This window comes from Duganella sp. sic0402 (assembly GCF_019219065.1).
Lineage (GTDB): Bacteria > Pseudomonadota > Gammaproteobacteria > Burkholderiales > Burkholderiaceae_D > Rugamonas.
Window position 1 is genome coordinate 135,731 of record NZ_JAHUWK010000011.1, and the last position, 21,765, is coordinate 157,495.

At 61.3% G+C, this 21,765-nt stretch carries 25 protein-coding genes and 1 tRNA gene; 12 read left to right on the top strand and 14 right to left on the bottom strand.

The window, feature by feature from the left end; genetic code table 11:
• Positions 1 to 2: 2 nt before the first annotated feature.
• Genes KW842_RS22520 through KW842_RS22545 form a run of 6 tightly spaced genes read left to right on the top strand, consistent with a single transcriptional unit; the run spans position 3 to position 6,119 of the window.
• Positions 3 to 1,430 (top strand): type II and III secretion system protein family protein, encoded by a 1,428-nt coding sequence (locus tag KW842_RS22520; RefSeq protein WP_218306365.1) that lies wholly within the window; start codon positions 3 to 5, stop codon positions 1,428 to 1,430.
• On the top strand, positions 1,430 to 1,681 hold the full coding sequence (locus tag KW842_RS22525) for a hypothetical protein (RefSeq protein WP_218306366.1): 252 nt from the start codon (positions 1,430 to 1,432) through the stop codon (positions 1,679 to 1,681). Before KW842_RS22520 ends, KW842_RS22525 begins: the two co-directional genes overlap by 1 nt.
• Complete coding sequence (locus KW842_RS22530) at positions 1,678 to 2,850, top strand: AAA family ATPase (RefSeq protein WP_218306367.1); 1,173 nt, start codon at positions 1,678 to 1,680, stop codon at positions 2,848 to 2,850. Before KW842_RS22525 ends, KW842_RS22530 begins: the two co-directional genes overlap by 4 nt.
• Before the next feature lies 1 nt (position 2,851).
• Positions 2,852 to 4,195: a CpaF family protein gene (locus tag KW842_RS22535; RefSeq protein ID WP_218306368.1), complete on the top strand. Its 1,344-nt coding sequence runs from the start codon at positions 2,852 to 2,854 to the stop codon at positions 4,193 to 4,195.
• 4 nt (positions 4,196 to 4,199) lie between these two features.
• Positions 4,200 to 5,177, top strand: a complete 978-nt coding sequence (locus KW842_RS22540; RefSeq protein WP_218306369.1) for a type II secretion system F family protein — start codon at positions 4,200 to 4,202, stop codon at positions 5,175 to 5,177.
• A gap of 12 nt (positions 5,178 to 5,189) precedes the next feature.
• The gene (locus tag KW842_RS22545; RefSeq protein WP_218306370.1) at positions 5,190 to 6,119 is read left to right on the top strand and encodes a type II secretion system F family protein; all 930 of its coding nucleotides are present in this window, start codon (positions 5,190 to 5,192) and stop codon (positions 6,117 to 6,119) included.
• A gap of 90 nt (positions 6,120 to 6,209) precedes the next feature.
• Here the strand turns inward: KW842_RS22545 and KW842_RS22550 are convergent, their stop codons facing one another.
• The 3 genes from KW842_RS22550 to KW842_RS22560 form a co-directional block, all read right to left on the bottom strand.
• Positions 6,210 to 6,977: a GIN domain-containing protein gene (locus KW842_RS22550; protein WP_218306371.1), complete on the bottom strand. Its 768-nt coding sequence runs from the start codon at positions 6,975 to 6,977 to the stop codon at positions 6,210 to 6,212.
• Between the two features lie 26 nt (positions 6,978 to 7,003).
• Positions 7,004 to 7,186: a hypothetical protein gene (locus KW842_RS22555; RefSeq protein WP_218306372.1), complete on the bottom strand. Its 183-nt coding sequence runs from the start codon at positions 7,184 to 7,186 to the stop codon at positions 7,004 to 7,006.
• Between the two features lie 113 nt (positions 7,187 to 7,299).
• A complete protein-coding gene (locus tag KW842_RS22560) occupies positions 7,300 to 8,202 on the bottom strand; it encodes a LysR family transcriptional regulator (RefSeq protein ID WP_218306373.1) in 903 nt (300 codons plus the stop codon).
• Between the two features lie 152 nt (positions 8,203 to 8,354).
• On the opposite strand from KW842_RS22560, the gene KW842_RS22565 reads away from it, so the two are divergent.
• Entirely contained in the window at positions 8,355 to 9,323 is a 969-nt protein-coding gene (locus KW842_RS22565) for an alpha/beta fold hydrolase (RefSeq protein WP_218306374.1), read from the top strand.
• A gap of 129 nt (positions 9,324 to 9,452) precedes the next feature.
• Positions 9,453 to 10,448 (top strand): alpha/beta fold hydrolase, encoded by a 996-nt coding sequence (locus KW842_RS22570; RefSeq protein ID WP_218306375.1) that lies wholly within the window; start codon positions 9,453 to 9,455, stop codon positions 10,446 to 10,448.
• A gap of 17 nt (positions 10,449 to 10,465) precedes the next feature.
• Here the strand turns inward: KW842_RS22570 and KW842_RS22575 are convergent, their stop codons facing one another.
• Positions 10,466 to 11,347, bottom strand: a complete 882-nt coding sequence (locus tag KW842_RS22575; protein ID WP_218306376.1) for a dienelactone hydrolase family protein — start codon at positions 11,345 to 11,347, stop codon at positions 10,466 to 10,468.
• Positions 11,348 to 11,431: 84 nt separating this feature from the next.
• Between KW842_RS22575 and KW842_RS22580 the strand changes: the two genes are divergently transcribed.
• Complete coding sequence (locus KW842_RS22580; RefSeq protein WP_218306377.1) at positions 11,432 to 12,199, top strand: hypothetical protein; 768 nt, start codon at positions 11,432 to 11,434, stop codon at positions 12,197 to 12,199.
• A 5-nt stretch (positions 12,200 to 12,204) separates the two neighbouring features.
• On the opposite strand, the gene KW842_RS22585 is transcribed toward KW842_RS22580, so the two are convergent.
• From KW842_RS22585 to petA, 7 genes are all read right to left on the bottom strand, one after another.
• The gene (locus KW842_RS22585; protein WP_218306378.1) at positions 12,205 to 12,408 is read right to left on the bottom strand and encodes a hypothetical protein; all 204 of its coding nucleotides are present in this window, start codon (positions 12,406 to 12,408) and stop codon (positions 12,205 to 12,207) included.
• A gap of 378 nt (positions 12,409 to 12,786) precedes the next feature.
• A tRNA-Thr gene (locus KW842_RS22590) sits at positions 12,787 to 12,862 on the bottom strand.
• A 26-nt stretch (positions 12,863 to 12,888) separates the two neighbouring features.
• A complete protein-coding gene (locus tag KW842_RS22595) occupies positions 12,889 to 13,374 on the bottom strand; it encodes a ClpXP protease specificity-enhancing factor (protein WP_218306379.1) in 486 nt (161 codons plus the stop codon).
• Between the two features lie 89 nt (positions 13,375 to 13,463).
• Positions 13,464 to 14,075, bottom strand: coding sequence for a glutathione S-transferase N-terminal domain-containing protein (locus tag KW842_RS22600; protein ID WP_072788101.1), 612 nt, complete (start codon positions 14,073 to 14,075; stop codon positions 13,464 to 13,466).
• 113 nt (positions 14,076 to 14,188) lie between these two features.
• Complete coding sequence (locus tag KW842_RS22605) at positions 14,189 to 14,953, bottom strand: cytochrome c1 (protein ID WP_218306380.1); 765 nt, start codon at positions 14,951 to 14,953, stop codon at positions 14,189 to 14,191.
• A 27-nt stretch (positions 14,954 to 14,980) separates the two neighbouring features.
• The gene (locus tag KW842_RS22610; protein WP_218306381.1) at positions 14,981 to 16,393 is read right to left on the bottom strand and encodes a cytochrome bc complex cytochrome b subunit; all 1,413 of its coding nucleotides are present in this window, start codon (positions 16,391 to 16,393) and stop codon (positions 14,981 to 14,983) included.
• Between the two features lies 1 nt (position 16,394).
• Positions 16,395 to 17,003 (bottom strand): ubiquinol-cytochrome c reductase iron-sulfur subunit, encoded by a 609-nt coding sequence (gene petA / locus KW842_RS22615; protein WP_090189124.1) that lies wholly within the window; start codon positions 17,001 to 17,003, stop codon positions 16,395 to 16,397.
• 347 nt (positions 17,004 to 17,350) lie between these two features.
• Between petA and mscL the strand changes: the two genes are divergently transcribed.
• Genes mscL through KW842_RS22630 form a run of 3 tightly spaced genes read left to right on the top strand, consistent with a single transcriptional unit; the run spans position 17,351 to position 19,683 of the window.
• A complete protein-coding gene (gene mscL / locus KW842_RS22620; protein WP_218306382.1) occupies positions 17,351 to 17,788 on the top strand; it encodes a large conductance mechanosensitive channel protein MscL in 438 nt (145 codons plus the stop codon).
• A gap of 36 nt (positions 17,789 to 17,824) precedes the next feature.
• Positions 17,825 to 18,985, top strand: coding sequence for a Do family serine endopeptidase (locus KW842_RS22625; protein ID WP_218306383.1), 1,161 nt, complete (start codon positions 17,825 to 17,827; stop codon positions 18,983 to 18,985).
• A gap of 8 nt (positions 18,986 to 18,993) precedes the next feature.
• Positions 18,994 to 19,683 (top strand): DUF2461 domain-containing protein, encoded by a 690-nt coding sequence (locus KW842_RS22630; protein ID WP_218306384.1) that lies wholly within the window; start codon positions 18,994 to 18,996, stop codon positions 19,681 to 19,683.
• A gap of 10 nt (positions 19,684 to 19,693) precedes the next feature.
• Here the strand turns inward: KW842_RS22630 and KW842_RS22635 are convergent, their stop codons facing one another.
• From KW842_RS22635 to secB, 3 genes are all read right to left on the bottom strand, one after another.
• Positions 19,694 to 20,722 (bottom strand): NAD(P)H-dependent glycerol-3-phosphate dehydrogenase, encoded by a 1,029-nt coding sequence (locus KW842_RS22635; protein WP_218306385.1) that lies wholly within the window; start codon positions 20,720 to 20,722, stop codon positions 19,694 to 19,696.
• Positions 20,723 to 20,763: 41 nt separating this feature from the next.
• On the bottom strand, positions 20,764 to 21,207 hold the full coding sequence (locus KW842_RS22640; RefSeq protein ID WP_218306386.1) for an SH3 domain-containing protein: 444 nt from the start codon (positions 21,205 to 21,207) through the stop codon (positions 20,764 to 20,766).
• Positions 21,208 to 21,276: 69 nt separating this feature from the next.
• Positions 21,277 to 21,750 carry a protein-export chaperone SecB gene (gene secB, locus KW842_RS22645; protein ID WP_090189134.1) on the bottom strand — a complete coding sequence of 158 codons (474 nt, stop codon included), beginning with the start codon at positions 21,748 to 21,750 and terminating at the stop codon, positions 21,277 to 21,279.
• Between the last annotated feature and the right edge of the window lie 15 nt (positions 21,751 to 21,765).

The following is a 21,765-nucleotide window of genomic DNA, read 5'->3' on the forward strand; positions in this document are numbered from 1 at the left end:
CCATGGAATCCCGCCTCCACGCATGGGCGCTTTGCGCCGCGCTGATGCTGGCCGCGCCTTCGCGCGCCGCCGCTCCCGCTGCTTCTCCTGTATCCGCGCCGCCAGCCGGTAGCGATCAACTGCGCTGCACCGGCCAGGCAGCGCAGCCGGGTGGCTTATCGCTACAGCTCGGGAAGTCCACGCTGATGCGCATGCCGGAAGCGGTGCAGGCGCGTAGTGTCGGCAATCCCGCCGTGGTGCAGGCGCTGCTGGTGGCGCCGGATACGTTGTACGTGGTCGGCGTCGACATCGGCAGCAGCAATATGATTGTGCAAGGGCGCAGCGGCTTGTGCAGCGTGGTGGAAGTGGTGGTCGGCATCGACCCCACTGCCTTGCGGAAGGCGCTGGCCGAGCTGATGCCGGAACAACACGATATCCATGTCAGCGTTGCTGGCGATACGCTGGTCCTCAGCGGCACGGTTGACGATGCGCCCACTGCGGCGCGGGTGCTGGAACTAGCCACTGCATTCGTGCGCCGCCCGGCCAAGCCGCTGGCGCTGGAAGGCGCCAGGCATAGCGAAGAAGCCAACGCGCAAAACGCCGCCGCTGCCGCGCAGGCCAGCACGCGCATCGTCAACTTCCTGAATATCGGCGCACCGCAGCAGGTCATGCTGGAGGTGAAGATCGCCGAAGTCTCCAAGTCGCTGCTGGAAACGCTGGAAGCCAATGTGAATTTCAGCCTGGGTGGCGGCAGCTGGGCCAGTACCTTCAATTCCAGCTACGTCAGCGGCACCTTGAAAAATCTGCTCAGGATCGGCAGCCGTGGCGTCATTGCCGCAGACAAGCAGGATGCGCTGGTCCGCATCCTTGCTGAACCGACCGTGATGGCGATCAGCGGCCAGGAAGGCAGCTTCCTGGCGGGCGGCCGTATTTTCGTGCCGGTTGCGCAGGATAATAACAAGATCACGCTGGATGAAAAGGAATTCGGCATCGGCCTGCGCTTCACGCCTACCGTGCTGGCGGGTGGACGCATCAACCTGCGCGTGGCGCCGGAAGTATCCGAGATATCCCGCGAAGGCATCGGCATCTCGGCCGGTGGCCTCTCCAGTGCAGCCATCCTGCCGCTGTTCACCACACGCCGCGCCAGTACCACGGTGGAACTGTACGACGGCCAAAGCTTCGCCATCGGCGGCTTGATCAGGAATAGTCACACCACCAATATCCACGGCCTGCCTGTCCTTGGTGAACTTCCGGTGCTGGGCGCGCTGTTCCGCAGCACCGACTTTCAGCAGGACCGCACCGAGCTGCTGTTTGTCGTTACGCCGCATCTGGTGAAACCGCTGCCGGCCAATACCAGGCTGCCGACCGATGGCGTCAACGCGCCCAGCCGCGCCCGATTATTTCTCGGTGGGCGCATGGAAGCGCCGACTGAGCAGGAGAGCAAGGAGTGATGATGCGTTATCCAGCGATTCTTCTGGCCGGCTTTCTGTCCGCGTGCGCCAGCACCACGCCGCATTGGGACAGCCGCTTTGGTGTGGCGACGCGGTTGGCGCTGACGCGGCAAATCGCCGACCCGGCCGCCGCCGTCAACACCGATCCCGTCGCCGGCATGGATGGCCGCAGCGCGCGCGCCGCCTACGAGCGTTATCACAAAGCCGGCGCCGAGCCGCAGCCTCCTATCGTGCAGGGCGGTGCAAAATGAAAGCGCTGATGATCAGCAAGGACAGCCTGCTGCAAGCCGAGATTGCCACGCAGGGATCAGCGCGGACGCCAGCGGTGCAGCTGGTCGCATCGCGCAAAGGCTTGCGTGATGCGGTGGAACGTCAGCTGCCGGAGGCGCCGGAACTGGTGTTGCTGGACGCCAGCGATGTCTGCGGCGATGAAGCTGAGATGGTGGACAGGCTGGGCAAGCTGTATCCCGCTGCATCCTTCATGCTGCTGACGCGCGATCCGCAGCAAGATTTGCTGATACGCGCGATGCGTGCCGGCATGCGCGAAGTACTGCAACTGCCGCTGGCGCATCGTGCTTTTCATGAGGCGATAGACCGCATCGAGGTGGCGGCCGGACTGAGTCCCGTCCATGAAGGCAAGGTGCTGGCCTTCATTTCCTGCAAAGGCGGCAGCGGCGCGACTTTTTTATCGACCAATTTCGGCTACGCGCTGGCGGCGCTGGCGGACAAGAAGGTGCTGCTGATCGACCTGCATGGCCAGTTTGGCGACGCCACGCTGTATGTCTCGGATCAGAAACCAGCGATGACGCTGTCCGATATCTGCGCGCAGATCAGCCGCATGGATGGCGCCTTTCTGGATTCCTGCCTGGTGCATGTGGCGTCCAACTTCGGCGTGCTGGCGGCGGCCGATGATCCCCACCGCACGGTCGACATGAAGCCCGAGCATATGGACACCATTCTGCGTGTCGCGCGGCAGCACTATGACTTTGTGGTGCTGGATGTGGGCCGTCATATCGATGCGGTATCCCTGCGTGCGCTTGATCAGGCGGACGCCATCTATCCGGTGCTGCAACTGGCGTTGCCGGATATCCGCGATGGCCGGCGGTTGCTGGACATCCTGCGCTCGCTGGGTTATCCGCATGAACGCATCCGCCTGATCGTCAACCGCTACGAAAAAGGCGGCAAGCTGCGGCTGGCGGATCTGGAGCAGGCGCTGGGCGCGGACGTGGTGCACACGGTGCCCAACGATTACCTGTCCGCGACCGACTCCGTGAATCAGGGCGTACCGGTATTACAGCTGTCGCGCAGCAGCCTGGTCGCGCGCAGCCTTGCCGAGCTGGTGGAGCTGGTGGCGGCGCGCCGCGTCGCGGAAAGCAGGGGGCTGTTCGATCGCATTTTTGGCCGCAACGAGGGAGGATGACATGAGCTTGCGCGAACGCCTGTCGCATGCAGATGAGGGCCGTGGCGCCAGCGGCCCGCCGGGCCTGGCCGCCGCTGCATATCAGGAACTGAAAAAGAGCATGCACCAGACCATCCTCGACCGCATCGACCTTGAGCGCTTGAAGCGGCTGACGCCGGAGCAGTTCAAGCATGAGCTGGCGCTGCTGGTCCAGCGCATCATCGAGGACGAGCACATCGTGCTGAATCAGCATGAGCGGCACAACCTGGTGCTGGACATCCAGCACGAGATGCTGGGCTTCGGTCCTCTGGAGCCGCTGCTGGCCGATCCCGGCGTGTCAGACATCCTGGTCAACACGGCGGCCAGAATCTATGTCGAGCGCGCAGGCAAGCTGGAACTGACCGAGACTACCTTCAACGACAACGCGCACCTGATGAAAATCATCGAGAAGATCGTCTCGCGCGTGGGCCGGCGGGTGGACGAATCGAGCCCGATGGTGGATGCGCGGCTGCCGGATGGCTCGCGGGTGAACGCCATCATTCCGCCGCTGGCGATTGATGGCCCGATCCTGTCGATACGCCGCTTCGCGGTCAACCCGCTCAGCATCGACGATTTGCTGGCGTTCCGCAGCCTGACGCCGCCGATGGTAGAGGTGCTGAAGGCGCTGGGACAGGCCAAGATCAACATCCTGGTATCGGGCGGCACCGGCTCGGGCAAGACGACGATGCTGAACGTGCTGTCCGGCTTCATCCCCGCGCATGAGCGCATCGTCACCATCGAAGACGCGGCGGAACTGGCGCTGCGCCAGCCGCATGTGGTGCGGCTTGAAACGCGGCCGCCGAATATCGAAGGCAAGGGCGAAGTGAATCAGCGCTCGCTGGTGCGCAACGCGCTGCGGATGCGGCCGGACCGCATCATTCTCGGCGAGGTGCGCGGGCCGGAAGCGCTGGATATGCTGCAGGCGATGAACACCGGGCACGAAGGCTCGCTGGCCACGGTCCACTCCAACACGCCGCGCGATGCGCTGTCACGGCTGGAGAATATGGTCGGCATGGCCGGCGTGAACCTGACGCCGCGCGCCACGCGGCAGCAGATCTGCTCCGCCGTCACAGTGGTGATGCAGGTGTCGCGCCTGACCGACGGCACGCGCAAGCTGGTCAGCCTGCAGGAAGTCACCGGCATGGAAGGCGAGGTGATTGCCATGCACGAGATTTTCCGTTTCGAGCAAAAGGGCGTGGATGCGCATGGCAAGGTACAGGGGCATTTCTACGCGACCGGTGTACGGCCGCGCTTTGCCGACCGCCTGCGCATGTTCGGCGTTGCGGTGCCGGACACGGTCTTCGATCCCGACAAAATTTACGAGTAAGGCCATGGACAGCATCTTTACCGCCTTCGCCGTGCTGCTGTTTGCGGCAGTGATCCTGATGCTGGAAGGCACCTGGCTGTGGTGGTCGGGCGCGCATGGCGGCGCGGCGCGGCGTATCGCCAAGCGCTTGCGGCTGATGGCGGCCGGCGGCCATGGCGGCGTCGAGCGGGTGGATATCCTCAAGCGCCGTACTTACAGCCGCTATCCCGCGCTGGAAAAACAGCTGCGCCGCTTCACCAGACTGGCGTCGTTGGACCGCTTGCTGTTGCAGGCTGGCGTGCGCTGGTCGGTGGCGCAGTTTCTCGGCTGGTCGCTGGCGATGGCTGTTGCCGGTGCGCTGCTGCCGCAGATGCTCAAGCTGCCCTTGCTGCCGGCGGCTGGTTTGCTGGCGCTGGCTGCGGCACTGCCGTCGCTGGTGCTGATGCGTGTGCGTGGCGCCCGCTTGCGCAAGCTGGAACAACAGCTGCCGGAAGCCGCCGACTTTCTCGGCCGCGCGCTGCGCGCCGGCCACTCCTTCGCCAATGTGATGCAGATGGTGGGCGAGGAGATGCCGGAGCCTGTCGCTGGCGAATTCAAATTCGCCTACGAGGAAATCCATTACGGCGTGCCGATGAACGAAGCCTTGCATAACCTGGCGCTGCGCGTGCCGCTGACGGATTTGCGCTACCTGGTCATCGCAGTGCTGATACAGCGCGAGTCGGGCGGCAACCTGGCCGAAGTGTTCGGCAATATCAGCCGTCTGATACGCGCGCGTTTGAAGCTGCTGGCGCAGGTGCGGGTGATGTCCGCCGAAGGCCGTATGTCCGCCTGGGTGCTGGGTTTGCTGCCGTTGGGTGTGATGATGTTGATGGCGGTGGCCAATCCCGCTTATGTGCGCGTGTTGTGGACCGACCCGATCGGTATTCAGCTGATGTGGTACGCCAGCGCGGTGGCGATCGGCGGCGTGCTGTGGATGCGCAAGCTGATACGCATCCGCGTTTGAATGGAGGTGCATATGGATGGATCGCAGATCATGTTCCTGGCGCTGGTGTTTGTTGTGGCGGCCGGGCTGGCGGTGGCGGCGCTGCTGGTGTTCTCGCCGGTGGCGTTGCGCGAGCGCTTGAACGATGTGGTGTCACCGGCCGAGACGGGTGCAGATCCGGTCGGCGCGGGCTGGGTGGAGAAGGTGGCGCATGCGGCACAGCCGTTTTCGCGCCTGTCCTTGCCAGAGGAGGGCTGGGAAAAATCGCCGCTGCGCACGCGCTTCATGAATGCTGGCTGGCGTAGCGCCAGCGCACCGTCGTTGTACTTCGCCTCGAAGACACTGCTAGCCCTGGGGCTGCCCGCCATCGCCGCCGTATGTGGTGGGTTGCTGTTGAACGGGCCGCACAAGGGCTTGATGTATTTTTTATTTCTGGTGGCCGGCATCGGCTACTACCTGCCGAACGCGGTGCTGTCGCACAAAGCCGCCGCGCGCTGTCGCGAGATTTTCGAAAATTTCCCGGATGCGCTGGACTTGCTGACGGTGTGCGTGGAAGCGGGCCTGAGCCTGGAAAGGGCGCTGGTCAAGGTGGCAGGCGAAATCCACATCAAGAGCGTGGCGCTGGCGCAGGAGCTGCAACTGGCGCTGATGGAAATGCGCGCCGGCTTCACCAAGGAGCGCGCCTTGCGCAACCTGGCCTTGCGCAGCGGCGTGGAAGATGTCGATACATTGGTGGCGATGCTGATTCAATCGGAGCGCTTCGGCACCAGCATGGGTGATTCGCTGCGCATTCACTCCGATAATTTGCGCAGCAAGCGCAGCATGCTGGCCGAGGAAGCCGCCGCCAAGATTGCGCTTAAGCTGCTGTTCCCGCTGATCTTCTGTATTTTTCCGACGCTGATGCTGGTATTGATTGGCCCGGCGTGCATACAGATCTACCGCATGATGGCGCACGCCCCATAAAAAAACCGTCCGAAAGGAGAGGGCTCCTTCAGGACGGTAAAAACACACCCATGTGTTTCCGGTGCCCGGCCACGCAGGCCGGCGCATTCTTTACTGCCAGCTCACGCTGCCCATGCCGCGAGCGCTGGCGCTACGATTGGTCGGGTTGCCGTAGACCTTGGCCGAACCCATGCCCGTTAATTTCAGATTGGCGTTGTTGCTGGCGTAGACCGCCGCGCTACCCAGGCCGCTCATTTTGAGATCGACCGCGTCAGCGCGCAGCTGTTCCGCATCCAGGCTGCCGACGCCGCCAAGGCTGGCATTCAGTTGCCTGGTCTGGCCGGTCATCTCGATGCGGCCGGCGCCGTTCAGTTGCAGGTCGACGTTGTCGCTCTTGCCGCCGTTGACAGTCATGCCGCCCACGCCGCCGAGGCGTACATCGATGTTGCGGTATTGCGCATCGACTTTCACCGAGCCTGCGCCTTCCAGCGCCAGGCGCAGACTGTCGCCGTTGAAGCCGCTCACCTCGGTGGCGCCGACGCCGGCCGAAGTCAGCGTGCGCAGATTAGGCAGCGTCAGTTCGGCGCGCAGTTCGCGCTTGTTGCCGAAGCTGATGTTGTTCATTTTTGCGGTGCCGATGTGCAGCGTTTCACCGCTCTGTTCGACCACCACTTTTTTCACGGCGTCTGCTTCGCCGTAGATCGTCAGTGCGGCAGTCGCGCCTTGTTTTACTTTGAGGCTGATCACGCCATCCAGCTCGATTCTGACAGCGCGTGCATCAACATTGCGGCTCTCGCTGATGATGTCGGCGGCCAGCGCGGCGTGTGCGCCGCTGCTCATTGCCGCCGCCAGCATCGCGGCCTTCAGATATTTTTTCATGATGCGCTCCGTCGTGGTCGATTGAATTACAGGGCTGCTTTTTCAGCGGCGGTCAGGCGTTTTGCGGTGACCGTCACGGTTGGCATGGTGACCGTATCAGCCTTCACTTCGATCACTGGCGGGTTGACCGCAGCGGTAGCGAAAGAGGTGGCGCTGACGACGACTACAGCAGCGGCGAAGATGATTTCCATGTTTTTTGCGATGTTCATTTTGAGCTCCTTGTGGGTGGTTAGTTCGTTGCGTTGAGTGAACTATAGACAAGGCCTATCCGTCCATCCACCGGGATGTGACGAACTGCAAAAAACGGGGGGCAGAATGCGTTTTAAGGGTGTGAAGCTGCGCCGCACAACAGCTGTTCGTTGGCGGTGTAGACCTGGGACAGCCAGGCGGAGACGGTTTTAAAGCGGGCGATGCCGCCTGCGTCGCGATGGCTGAGCAGCCAGATGTCGCGCTGCACTTCTACCGTAGCGCCGATGCGCTGCAGGCCCTCCTGTTCACCCATGATGCAAGGCAGCAGCGCCATGCCGACGCCGGCGCGTGCGGCGCGCACCATCGTGCTCAGGCTGTTCACCTTGAGGACTTTGCGCGGCTGCGGCTCCATCGCCGCCAGCCATTGCATCTCTCCGGTGCCGGAGAGCGCATCGTCATAGGCGATCCACGGCTGCGTGCCCCAGCAGGCGCGTGGCGTGTCGGCGAATTTGGCGTGGCCGTAGACGGCAAATCCCATGTCGCCCAGCTTGCGCATGACCAGGGCGGCGTCCTCGCTCGGCTTGCCCAGGCGCAGGGCGAAGTCGGCTTCGCGGCGGGTGAAAGAGAGATTCTGGTTTTCCGCCTGCAGCGTCAGTTGCAGATGGGGATGCTGGGCGTGCAGGGCGGGGACGTGCTCCAGCAGCCAGTAATCAAACAGGAAGTCGATGGAAGTGATGTTGACCGGGCCGGCGGTGGCGTCGGCCTCCTGCGATGAAGCTTGCAGCATGCTCTGCACGTTGCCGTAGACCGCTTCGCCATGCTCGACGAAGACCTGGCCGGCGTCGGTCAGCTGATAGCCGGTGTTGTCGCGGATGAACAGGCGCAGCTTGAGCGCCTTTTCCGCAGCTGCAATGCGGCGGCTGATAGTCGAGGCATCGACCCCCAACTGGCGGCCGGTGGCGCTCATGCTGCCGCTACGGGCGAGCGCGAGGATCAGCGGAATGTCGTTCCAGTCGAAGTCGTTGCTAGTTGGCATGGGGGGGCTGCATTTTTGCAAAGTGGGCTTGCAGTGTTGTCTGTTCCACAAACGTTTTTCGGGGCCTAAGATGCACTCCATCGCAGCTGCAGAACGAAACGACTGTAGCACAACTACTGCATATCCATACATAGACTAAAAGGAAGAAGATCATGAACGCAACCGTCAACCTGTCCCGCCGCAACGCCTTCTTCAGCTCCGTTGGCGCCGCCGCCGCTGTAGCCTTGCCATTGGCCGCTCTGGGCAGCGCATCCGAAGCGCAAGCCGCCACCGGACCTGTAACCAAAACCGCCAGCACCATCACCACCCGTGACGGCGTCGAGATCTACTACAAGGACTGGGGTCCACGCGGCGGCCAGCCGGTGATCCTGAGCCACGGCTGGCCGCTGAATGCGGACAGCTGGGAGTCGGCAGCCTTCTTCCTGGCCAATAACGGCTTCCGCGTGATTACCCATGACCGCCGCGGCCATGGCCGTTCCAGCCAGCCTTGGGATGGCAACGATATGGACCACTACGCTGACGACCTGGCGCAGCTGATCGAAGCACTGGACCTGAAAAACATCATCCTGGCCGGCTTCTCGACCGGCGGCGGCGAAGTGGCGCGCTATGTGGGCCGTCACGGCACCAAGCGCATCGCCAAGCTGGGCCTGATCTCGGCTGTGCCTCCGCTGATGCTGAAAACCGATACCAACCCAGGCGGTCTGCCGCTGGAAGTATTCGACGGCATCCGCGCTGCGTCGGTGAAAGACCGTGCTCAGCTGTATCTGGATATCGCCTCGGGCCCGTTCTACAACTACAACCGTCCCGGCGCCAAGCCATCGCAAGGCATCATCCAGGCGTGGTATGCCCAAGGCATGCAAGGCGGCTTCAAAAACACCTACGACTCGATCAAAGCCTTCTCTGAAACCGACTTCCGTGAAGACCTGAAAAAATTCGACAAGCCGACCCTGATCATCCACGGCGATGACGACCAGATCGTGCCGATCAACGCCGCCGGCATCGCCTCGGCCAAGATCGTCAAAGGTGCGAAACTGATCGTCTACCCAGGTGCGCCGCACGGCCTGACCGATACGCACAAAGAGAAGTTCAACAACGACTTCCTGGCCTTCGCCAAATCGTAATCACGAAGGGCCGTCCGAGGACGGCCCATAAAAACCTTCAAAAATTGCTTGCTATTGAATTGCGTGCGATATATATTGATCACATGTAGTTCGCAACTAAATCGTTAACTAACTAATTCGGAGCCTATCATGAGCAAAAATACCCAAGAACAAGTCAGCCTGTCCCGTCGTTCCGCAATGTTTAGTGGCGCTGGTGCCGCAGCGGCAGCAGTTGCCGTTCCCCTGGCCGCGCTGGCTGCCGGTAGCGCCGAGGCAGCACCGGTGGCAGCAGGCAAAGGTGGTGTGAGCAAAACCGCCAGCACCATCACCACCCGCGATGGCGTTGAGATCTACTACAAGGACTGGGGTCCACGCGGCGGCCAGCCGGTGATCCTGAGCCACGGCTGGCCGCTGAATGCGGACAGCTGGGAGTCGGCAGCCTTCTTCCTGGCCAATAACGGCTTCCGCGTGATCACCCATGACCGCCGCGGCCATGGCCGTTCGAGCCAGCCTTGGGATGGCAACGATATGGACCACTACGCCGATGACCTGGCGCAGCTGATCGAAGCACTGGACCTGAAAAACATCATCCTGGCCGGCTTCTCGACCGGCGGCGGCGAAGTGGCGCGCTATGTGGGCCGTCACGGCACCAAACGTATCGCCAAGCTGGGCCTGATCTCGGCTGTGCCTCCGCTGATGCTGAAAACCGATACCAACCCAGGCGGTCTGCCGCTGGAAGTATTCGACGGCATCCGCGCTGGTCAGGTCAAGGATCGCGGCCAGTTGTACCTGGATATCGCCTCGGGCCCGTTCTACAACTACAACCGCCCTGGTGCGAAACCATCGCAAGGCATCATCCAGGCATGGTATGCCCAAGGCATGCAAGGCGGCTTCAAAAACACCTACGACTCGATCAAAGCCTTCTCGGAAACCGACTTCCGCGACGACCTGAAAAAGTTTGACAAGCCTACCCTGATCATCCACGGTGACGACGACCAGATCGTGCCGATCAATGCCGCCGGTATCGCTTCGGCCAAGATCGTCAAAGGTGCGAAACTGATCGTCTACCCAGGTGCGCCGCACGGCCTGACCGACACGCATAAAGACAAGTTCCACAGCGACTTCCTGGCGTTCGCCAAATCCTAAGCGTGTCAGCCCGGCTCTTAGCTAAGCCGGGCGTGGAAGAAGGTCATGGTCCGCTGCCAGGCTAGCTTGGCGGCGGTTTCGTCGTAGCGCGGCGTGGTGTCGTTGTTGAAGCCATGCTCGCCCTGATAGACGTGGTGTTCATACTTCACCCCGGCGGCTTTCAAGGCCGTCTCGTAGGCAGGCCAGCCGGCCAGGATGCGCTCATCTTTGCTGGCGTCGTGGATCAGCAATTGCGCCTTGATGCGCGGCACATCCTCCGCCTTAGGCTGCGAACCGTAGAATGGCACGGCAGCCAGCAGGTCCGGCAACTGCGTCGCCAGATAGTTGGCGATGCCGCCACCGTAGCAGAAGCCCACCACACCCAGCTTGCCGTTGCCCTCTGGCTGTTGCTGCAGCCATTGCGCGGCCGCGACGAAATCGGCGCGGGACTTGGTCTGGTCCAGCTTGCCGAACAGGGCGCGCGCCTTGTCCTCATCACCGGGATAGCCGCCTAGCGTGTGCAGCGCATCCGGGGCGAACGCGATAAACCCGTCCAGCGCCACGCGGCGCGCGATATCCTCGATATGCGGATTCAGGCCGCGATTTTCATGCACCACCAGAACCACCGGCAATTTGCCCTTGACGCCGGTGGGCGATACCAGATACCCGCGCACCGTGCCATTGCCCTGCGGCGACGGCAGTTCGACAAAGCGCGCGTTAAGGCGCTTATCGTCCGGCGTGACCAGCGGCGCGGCAAAGCTCGGGCTGAGCGCGGTCAACAGACCCGCTGCCGTCACGCCGCCCACTGCATAACGCGTGGCCGACGACAGAAAATCGCGCCGGCTGATGCGGCCGTGCACGTACTGGTCGAACAGTTTCAACACTTCCGGGTCAAAGTCGGCGGCGGTCTTGCGGGTCATCTTGTTTCTCCAGTAAACGTAAAGATCAGACAAGTGTAGCCTATCAGCCGTTATACTCGTGCTATGAGGTATTGGATCGTCTTATTGTTACTTGCTTGCGCCGGCGCGCAGGCTGCCGCTCCCTGCGCACCGGTGCGCATCGGCTATTCTGACCGCGAGCGGGCGCCGTACTACATGGGCAATGGCGGCGAGGTGCCGGACCAGCCAGGCGTGCTGGTGGAGTTATTCCGCGATGCTTTCCGCAGTGTCGGCTGCCCGGTTGAGCTGGTGCGATTGCCGCTGGCGCGGGTGCGCCTGGCGCTGATCAGCGGCGCGGTGGATATCGCCCCGTCCGATACGCCGTCGGGCGGCACGGCTGGCTATATGATCGCCACCACTGCCAGCGGCGGGGCCGATCATCGCCGCGCCTTGCGCACGCTGGCCTATGTGTTCGTGCGGACCGAAGACCATCTACCCGCGGATACCGATCCGCTGAGCTATTTCAAAACGCATACGCTGGCGGTGAACCAGGGCACGATCTTGGCGGAACATCTGAAGGGCGCGGGTCTGCGCATCGACGACGGCAGCTTCAGCTCCTGGAACAACCTGGATAAATTGCGCCTGAAGCGGGTGGATGGCTTCACCTTGGCGCTGATCACGCCGGGTGCGCTCGATCCCTATCTCGTCACGCGCTACGGCAAGCAGTTCACACGTCTGGACAAGCCGGCGCGCGTCTCATCGATGTGGCTGGGCGCCAACCGCAGCTACTACCAGCGCAACCGCGAGCAGGTCGAAGCCGTCTGGAACTGGATCGGCGCCCATGGCGCGCAGCAGGTGGAAGCGTTGTCGAAGACATACGCGCTGTCTCCCTGACGCGGCTAGCGGCACTTTTCAATCGCACGGGACGAAGGATTATCCGTCTTGCGGCGTACGGATGCAGTGGATAGCACGCGCAAAATGGTTTCTCGCGGCACCTCGTAGGCGGCCAGGAATGCCCAGGCTGTCGCGGCGCCGCTCAGCGCCTCGATCACGACGGCTTGTTCTACCACTTGGGCAAATTGACGGTTCAGTCTTGGTTGCATGATTCTCACCTCGTATCAAAATGCTCACGGGCTTGGGTGAGAATCTGTAGCCGCAATCAGCGCGCGATGTCTGGGCGCCAGTAGCTACTTCGGGGAAAGTCACTATAACAACTTTTCAGGCGAGCATAATTTATCGTTTCAATCACAAAAATGATCTGGATAGCAAAAGCCTAGGCGTTGCGCAGACTGCTCAGCTTGTTTGACGCCGGCGCAGGGCCGCTATGCCGCACAGCACCAATCCTGCTCCACGGTTGCATATAAATCAATTTCAATAATAGATCTATATTTAATAATTATCGAAAAAAATCTTTGCAATCGTGCGGACGAAAAAAAGGGTTGCAAGCGTGAGCTTGCAACCCTTTTTCCGATGCTAATTCGTGGTGCCGACTGCCGGTTTCGAACTGGCCACCTGATGATTACAAATCAACTGCTCTACCAAATGAGCTAAGTCGGCGTAACTTTTACGGTGCGAATTATACGCTATTTAATACGCGTAAGGGTGGGGCGTCCGCCCTTTTTGGGGGGCTCGTTGTTGTCGTCCGGAGCGTCTGCCACCTCGGTTTTAGCTTCGGCCGGGGCGACTGGGACGGAAGACAACACCGGTGCCACGGGCGCTTCCTCGACCGCTTCCGGCGCTGGCGTGCTGGCCTGGCCTACCTGCGGTTCAAACGCCATGCCCTGGCCATTTTCGTTGGCGTAGATCGCCATCACGTTGTTGACCGGGATGAAGATTTCGCGCGAGACGCCGCCGAAGCGGGCGTGGAAGCGGATGCTGTCGTTGTCCATCTTCAGGCCGGAGGTGGCGCCGAAGCTGATGTTGAGCACGATTTCGCCTTTTTTCACGAATTCCATCGGCACGGTAGTGCCGGCGTCGACTTTGACGGCGAGATAAGGGGTGTAGCCGCTGTCCGTGCACCATTCGTAGATGGCGCGCAGCAGGTAGGGTTTGGTTGAGATTTCAGGCATGAGATTCCAGACTGCGGTGATACACGGCGCGCCGCCGACAAAGGCCGGCAAACGCGCCGCAGTACTTCGACTAAACAGCCAGCGTCCGATTAACGGCGCATGACCTTTTCCGACGGCGTCAGCGCTTCAATGTAGGCAGGACGCGAGAAGATGCGCTCGGCGTACTTCATCAGCGGCGCGGCGGTCTTCGACAGTTCGATGCCGTAGTGGTCCAGACGCCACAGCAGCGGTGCCACCGCCACGTCCAGCATCGAGAACTCGTCGCCCAGCATGTATTTGTTTTTCAGGAACAGCGGCGCCAGCGTGGTCAGGCGGTCGCGGATTTCTGCGCGGGCCTTGTCGTGGCTCTTGTCGTTGCCCTTGGCGCGTTCGCTTTCCAGCGTGTGCACGTGGACGAACAGTTCTTTTTCGAAGTTGAACAGCATCAGGCGGGCACGCGCGCGCATCAGCGGGTCGGCCGGCATCAGTTGCGGGTGCGGGAAGCGTTCGTCGATGTACTCGTTGATGATGTTCGATTCGTACAGGATCAGCTCGCGCTCGACCAGAATCGGCACCTGACCATAAGGATTCATGGTCGAGATATCTTCTGGTTTGTTGAACAGGTCGACATCGCGCACTTCGAAGTCCATGCCTTTTTCAAACAGGACCAGGCGGCAGCGTTGCGAAAATGGGCAGGTCGTGCCCGAGTAGAGAACCATCATGTTTATCGTTCCTTAGAAGAACAAAAGGGGGTGGGCCGCGAACGGATCACCCCATATCGGCCCGTCAAATGCGGGCTTCGCAAAACAAGCGCCGTACCAGCCGGCGCTCTCGTCTATTTCACTTCTTTCCAGAACGACGCATTCAAGCGCCATGCCAGGAAGGCGAACACAGCCATAAACAACACGACTATGGCGCCCAGTTTTTTGCGGGTCTGCGCAGCAGGCTCCGCCATCCACTCCATGTAGCCGACCAGGTCGGCCACGGCGGTGTCAAACTCAAGCTTGCTTAGTTTACCCGGAGTGACCTGCTCAAATCCAGCAAACTGATGGGTCATTTTGCCGTGTTCGTGCGGATCGGGCACTTCTTTCATCACAACCTTCTGTACGCCTTGCAATTCCCACAAGACATGCGGCATTGCCACATTATTCACGACCAGATTATTCCAGCCGGTAGGCCGGGCGTCGTCCTTGTAGAAAGTACGCAGATAAGTATACAGGTAGTCGCTACCGCTGCCCGCGCCGGAGGCTTTGGCGCGCTGGATCACCGATAAATCCGGCGGCACCACGCCAAACCACGCTTTCGCATCTTGCGGCTTCATGGTGGTGGTCATCATTTCGCCGACCTTCTCACCGGTAAACAGCAGATTGGCTTTGATCTGCTCCTCGCTCAAACCCAGGTCTTTCAGGCGGTTGTAGCGCATGGAGGACGCATTATGACAGTTTAGGCAGTAATTGACGAACAGTTTGGCGCCGTGCTGCAGCGCGGCCATGTTATTTGAGCGGTCCGGGGCCTTGTCCAGGGCGATGCCGCCCTCGTTGGCGAGGGCCAGACCGGGCAACAGTGCCAGAATGGCAAGCAGTCGTTTCGGGAATTTCATGTGTTGTCCTTTTATATACTTTAGCGATCAGTGACCTTTGTAGACCACGCGGTCCGGAACCTTCTTGAACGTGCCGGCGGCGCTCCACCAAGGCATGAACAGGAAGAAACTAAAGTACAGCAGGGTGCACACTTGCGAAACGATGGTGCGGCCGTCAGTCGGCGCCAGCGTGCCGAGGTAGCCCAGCGTCAGGAACGACAGGAAGAACACGGCGTACACATATTTGTGCCAGGTCGGGCGGTAGCGGATCGACTTGACCGGCGACTTGTCCAGCCATGGCAGGAAGGCCAGGATCACCACCGAGCCGCCGAAGAACACCACGCCCCAGAACTTGGCGTCGAGGATCTGCGGCAGCATGCCGATGATGGCCACCAGCGCGATCACCGCGATGGCGATCTTGGTAGTACGCGCCAGCCGCGATTTCAGCCAGACGAACACCACGTAGGCGGCGACGAAGAACATCAGCACCCACATGAAGTCGGCGGTGGTGGCGCGCAGCACCGAGTAGAACGCGGTGAAGTACCAGGTTGGTGCGATGTGCAGCGGGGTCTTCAGCGAATCGCCTGGCAGGAAGTTGTTGTACTCCAGGAAGTAGCCGCCCATTTCCGGCGCGAAGAACACCACCGTGCTGAAGATCAGCAGGAAGATCGAGACGCCGAACAGGTCGTGCACCGTGTAGTAAGGGTGCGATGGAATCGAGTCGACCGGATGGCCGTCCGGGCCCAGGTTTTCCTTGACTTCGATGCCGTCCGGATTGCTCGAACCGACTTCGTGCAGCGCGATCAGGTGGGCAGCCACCAGGCCCAGCAGCACCAGCGGGATCGCAATCACGTGGAAGGCGAAGAAGCGGTTCAGCGTCGCATCCGAGACCACGTAGTCGCCGCGTATCCACAGCGACAGGTCAGGGCCGATCAGCGGAATCGCGCCGAACAGGTTGACGATCACCTGCGCGCCCCAGTACGACATCTGGCCCCAAGGCAGCAGGTAGCCGAAGAAGGCCTCGGCCATCAGGCACAGGAAGATCGCGAAGCCGAACAGCCAGATCAGCTCGCGCGGCTTGCGGTACGAGCCGTACAGCAGGCCGCGGGTCATGTGCAGGTAGACGATGATGAAGAAGGCCGAAGCGCCGGTCGAGTGCATATAGCGCACCAGCCAGCCCCACGGCACTTCACGCATGATGTATTCGACCGAGGCGAACGCCAGGTTGGCGTCCGGCTTGTAGTGCATGGTCAGGAAGATGCCGGTGACGATCTGCAGCACCAGCACCAGCATCGCCAGCGAGCCGAAGATGTACCAGAAGTTGAAGTTTTTCGGGGCGTAGTACTTGCCCCACTGGTCGTTCCACAGCTTGGTCAGCGGGAAACGGTCATCGACCCAGCCCAGTGCTTTTTGTGCGGCCGGCGCGTCGTCCGGGAATTTGGTTTCTTTAAACGCCGCCATGTTACGCCTCGCCTTTCTCGTCTTTACCAATGACCAGCTTGGTGTCGCTCAAAAACATATAGCGCGGGACTTGCAGATTGTCCGGCGCCGGTTTGTTCTTAAATACACGGCCAGCCATGTCGAAAGTCGAGCCATGGCAAGGGCAGAGGAAGCCACCTTCCCAGTCGTCCGGCAGCGAAGGCTGGGGACCGGGGGTGAACTTGGACGAGGGCGAGCAGCCCAGGTGCGTACAGATGCCGACCGCGACCAGGATTTCCGGCTTGCGCGAGCGCCATTCGTTTTGGGCGTATTCGGGAGTGAATTCTTCGGGATTGCGTTTCGATTCGGCGTCAGCTACTTTGCCGTCGGTTTTCTTCAGCGACGCAATCATTTCCGGCGTGCGCTTGATGATCCAGACGGGTTTGCCGCGCCACTCGACGGTGGTCATTTCGCCGGCGTTGAGCGTGGAGATATCCACTTCGACCGGTGCGCCGGCCGCTTTCGCGCGCTCCGACGGCTGGAAGGTACTTACCAATGCGCCGGCGGTGGCCAAGCCTACCACGCCGCCCGCCGCGCCGGTCGCGACCAATATGCCGCGACGGCCCGAATCGACCTGCTTTTCGTTACTCATACAAACCCCAATCAGTCAAAGTGCGAACAAAATCTTGCGAACTGTGTACCAACCTGAATGCTGAAAACTTGGATATAGCACGAAATCGAGCCACCTTACCTTATAAGGTATGCACGATGCAACTCTTTACACCAACGTTGCCCGTTTCCCAAGTTTGGCCAGGTTTACACCGTTCCCGGTGCGATGATAGAGGCTGGGGCCATGAGCAGAAATTGATGTAGGTCAATTTATATCGTAATTCGGCTTGCAAATGCGTAAACAGCAAGCGTGTTTGGATTCCAATTGAAAAAATAGTATGATCCAAGCGCAGTTTTGTTCACAATTGACCACACAGCGAGGATAAAAAAATGGCAATGATGAAGGAATTTAAAGAATTCGCGATGAAGGGAAATGTGGTCGATCTGGCGGTCGGCGTGATCATCGGCGGCGCGTTCGGCAAGATCGTCGATTCGCTGGTGGCTGACATCATCATGCCGCCGATCGGCAAGCTGTTTGGCGGCCTGGATTTCGCCAACTACTACATTCCGCTGAATGGCCAGGCTGCCGAGCTGAGCCTGGTGGAAGCGAAGAAACTGGGCGCCGTGTTCGCTTACGGGAATTTTGCTACTATCCTGCTGAACTTTATCATCCTGGCGTTTGTGATCTTCCAGATGGTGCGGCTGATGAACAAGGCGCGCACGCTGGGCCACAAGCAGGAAGAAGCTGCCGCCGCGTCGGCGCCGCCACCGCCACCACCAGAAGATATCGTGCTGCTGCGCGAAATTCGCGACTCTCTCAAAAAATAAAGGACCGCCGCCTTCGGGGCGGCAGGTTGGACTGCGATGCGACGACTCTGGTTATTGTTTGCGCAAACGGTGACCGTCGTATTGGCACTGTATTTCGTTTACACGGCGGTTGGCCGTGAGCGCCCGGCGCCGGTGCGGGTGCAGCAAATGGGCAGCACCGATCATCCGGCGGCGATGCTGGAGGCCGGGCCATCCAAGCCGCCGGCCTCGGCTGGCGGCTCGTACCGTGCGGCGGCCGCGCGCGCCATGCCGGCGGTGGTCAACATCATCACCAGCAAGAAGCCCAAGCGCGGCAAGCATCCGCTGCTGCGCGATCCCTTTTTCAAGAAGTTTTTCGGCGAGCGCGAAGATGGCGACGACGAGGATTCCAGCCTTGGCTCGGGCGTGATCGTCTCGGCCCAGGGCTACATCCTGACCAACAACCACGTGGTGGAAGCGGCCGATGAAATCGAGGTGGTGCTGACCGATGGCCGCAAGGCAGCCGCCAAGCTGGTCGGCACCGATCCGGAAACCGACCTTGCGGTGATCAAGATCACGCTGGAAAAGCTGCCGGTGATCGTGCTGGGTCAGGCCGAGCAGGCGCAGGTGGGGGATGTGGTGCTGGCCATCGGCAATCCCTTCGGCGTCGGACAGACGGTGACCATGGGCATTATCTCCGCGCTGGGCCGCAACAATCTGCACATCAACCATTTCGAGAACTTCATTCAGACCGACGCGGCGATCAACTTCGGCAACTCGGGTGGCGCGCTGGTCGACGCCAGCGGCAATCTGCTGGGCATCAACTCGGCGATTTATTCGCAGAGTGGCGGCTCGGTAGGGATTGGCTTTGCGATTCCGGTGTCGACCGCGAAAAACGTCATGGAAGCCATCATCAAGACCGGCCATGTGGTGCGCGGCTGGATCGGCGTGGAAAGCCAGGAAATCACGCCTGAGCTGGCGGCCAGCTTCGGCCTGCAACGCCAGAGCGGCGCCATCATTGCCGGTGTGGTGCGACATGGCCCGGCCGACAAGGGCGGCATCAAGCCGGGCGATATCCTGCTCTCGGTGGATGGCAAGCCGGTGGCCGACACCAATAGCATGCTGAACCTGATCGCCCAGCTGGTGCCGGGCGAAAAAGCTAAAATGACGCTGCTGCGTAAAAACAAGGAAATGACGCTAGACGTCGCGGTCGGCAAGCGGCCGGCCAATCAGAAATAAGGAAACCCATGCATCTGCGTGACCTGACCCAGTACCTGCGGGAGCTGGAGGAAAACAATAACCGTCCATGGTTCATCATGAACAAGCCGCGCTACGACATCCTGCGCGAAGAATTCCTGCAAGTGGTGACGCAGATGATTGCCGAGCTGGGCAAGTTTGACCCGCAGGTCAAGTTCAGCAATCCGAAGAAAGCCATGTTCCGCATCAACCGCGATGTGCGCTTTGCGCATGACAAGCGGCCGTACAAGACGCGCTTCTCGGCCGCCGTGGCGCCCAACGATATGCGCCGCCCGAGCAAGGCTGGCGGCCCGACCTACTATATGCAGATCGACGGCACCGGCAAGATGCTGTTTGGCGCCGGCGAATACATGCCGCCGCCGCACCGCCTGAAAGCGCTGCGCCAGCATATGGTCGACGACGCGGCCGGCTTCAGCAAGGTGCTGAAGAACAAGAAACTGGTGGCCACTTACGGCGACATCCAGAACGAAGGCAAGCTGATGCGTCCGCCCAAGGGCTTTGATCCGGAGCACGAGCACATCGAATACATCAAGCTGAAGAGCTTCTTCATCTGGACCGAGATTGCGCTGCCGCTGAACCAGCCGGAAAAGCTGGTGCCTATCCTGGCCGCCGGCCTGAAAGACGCCTACCCGCTGGTGCAGTGGATGCGCGAAGCCAAATCGGAAGAACCCGAAGCATAAACCCCGGAGTTTATTCGCCGCGCGGGTCGCGGGAGAGCAGGCGGGCCACCATCGCTTGCGGCTGGTCGCCGTCGAATAGCACGCCGGCCACGGCGTTGGTGATCGGCATGTCGACACCCAGCTTGCCGGCCAGCTCGCGCACGGCCTTGGCGCAGGGCACACCTTCGGCCACGTGGCCCAGCTCCTGTACGATCACGTCCAGCGCCTTGCCTTGCGCCAGGCCGAGGCCCACGCGGCGATTGCGCGACAGGTCGCCGGTGCAGGTCAGAATCAGGTCGCCCATACCGGTCAGGCCCATGAAGGTTTCATTTTTCCCGCCCAGGGCCACGCCCAGGCGGGTGATCTCGGCCAGGCCACGGGTGATCAGCGCGGCGCGCGCGTTCAGGCCGAGGCCGAGCCCATCGGCGGCGCCGGTGGCGATGGCCAGCACGTTTTTCACCGCGCCACCGACTTCCACCCCGACCAGGTCTTCGCTCGAATACACGCGCATATTGCCGCCGTGCGCGGTTTCCACCACGCAGGCGCGCAGTTCGGCCGAATCGGAGGCGATGGTCAGTGCGCAAGGCAGCCCCTTGGCCACTTCCTGCGCGAACGACGGACCGGACAAGGCGCCGCCGGCCACCGCATCGTCGCCCAGCACTTCACGCACGATCTGATGCGGCAGCAGGCCGGTGTCGTATTCGAAGCCCTTGCACAGCCAGACGATGTTGGGAATCTGGCGGCCTTTCAACTGGCCCAGCAGCGGACGCAGGCCGGCCACCGGGCAGGCTGCGATCAGCAGGCCGCCCGGCTCGGCCACATGGGCCAGCGCGGCGTCGAAATCGGCCGCCACTTGCAGGCGCTCGGGGAAGGTGTAGCCGGGCAGGTAGCTGCTTTCGCGGGCCGTGCGCATGGTTTCCAGCGCGGCGCTGTTGCGGCCCCACAGCAGTACCTCGTGGCGCTGCGCCAGCGCCATGGCCACGGCGGTGCCCCAGGCGCCTGCGCCGAGCACGCTCACCTTGCGGGCGGCGCCCGCATGTTTGCTAGTTTTTTCTTGCATGGGATCTCATTCGGCGCGCAGGGAGGGCGCCGCTACGGCAATTATATGCCCCAGACCTCGGTTTGTTTGACGAAACCGACCAGGCCGTCGCGGTGACGCACCTTGATCCAGCCGCCGGCCACCGATTCGCTCAGTTCCAGCAGCACGCCCTTGTCAGCGGTGAACACCGCAGTCGCGGCGTCATCCGGCGTGGCGCGGATTTTCAGATTGGCGGCCTTGACGATGACGTTGCGCTTGGCGCTCAGGCCCTTGGCCTCGGTCCACGCCAGCTCGCCGTTCATGTCGCGCACCTTGAGCCATTCGCCATAGGCCAGCACCACTTCCAGTGGCGCGCCGCGCGGTACGACGAACAGCTTGCCCCCTTTGGTGGACGGCGCGTCGTACAGGATCACGGGCGCGGCGCCGACCGATTTGAAGTCGTATGCCTGGCTGCCGGCAGCGGCCAGCATCATGGTCAGAGCAGCGATCAAACGGGGAAATGTCATGGCTTACCTTGAGAGGATGAAACTGCCGCCGGACACTTGTCCGGCAGCGTCTTGTTGCTTGGGTATTGCTTAGTGGGTCGCGTCAGCGGCTGGGGCAGCGGCGGCTGCTTCAGCGATCGCTTGCTGACGCTGCTGGTAGAACACTTCGAAGTTGATCTCAGCCAGGTGCACTGGTGGGAAACCGGCACGGGTGATCACGTCAGCGATGTTCGAACGCAGGTATGGGTAAACAATGTTCGGGCAGCCGATGCCCAGCAGTGGGTCCAGCTGGTCTTCCGGAATATTGCGGGCTTCGAAGATGCCGGCTTGTTTGCCTTCTACCAGGAACGCCACTTTGTCTTTGACTTTGGCGGTCACGGTGATGGTCACGGTCGATTCGAAGATGCCGTCAGCCAGTGGCTCGGCGCCAACGTCCAGCGCTACTTCGATGGTCGGGGCTTCCTGTTCCAGGAAGATCGCCGGCGAATTAGGTTGCTCCAGCGACAGATCTTTCAGGTAGACGCGTTGGATTTGGAATACTGGTTGCAGATTTTCTTCAGACATGGAACGCTTTCGTTA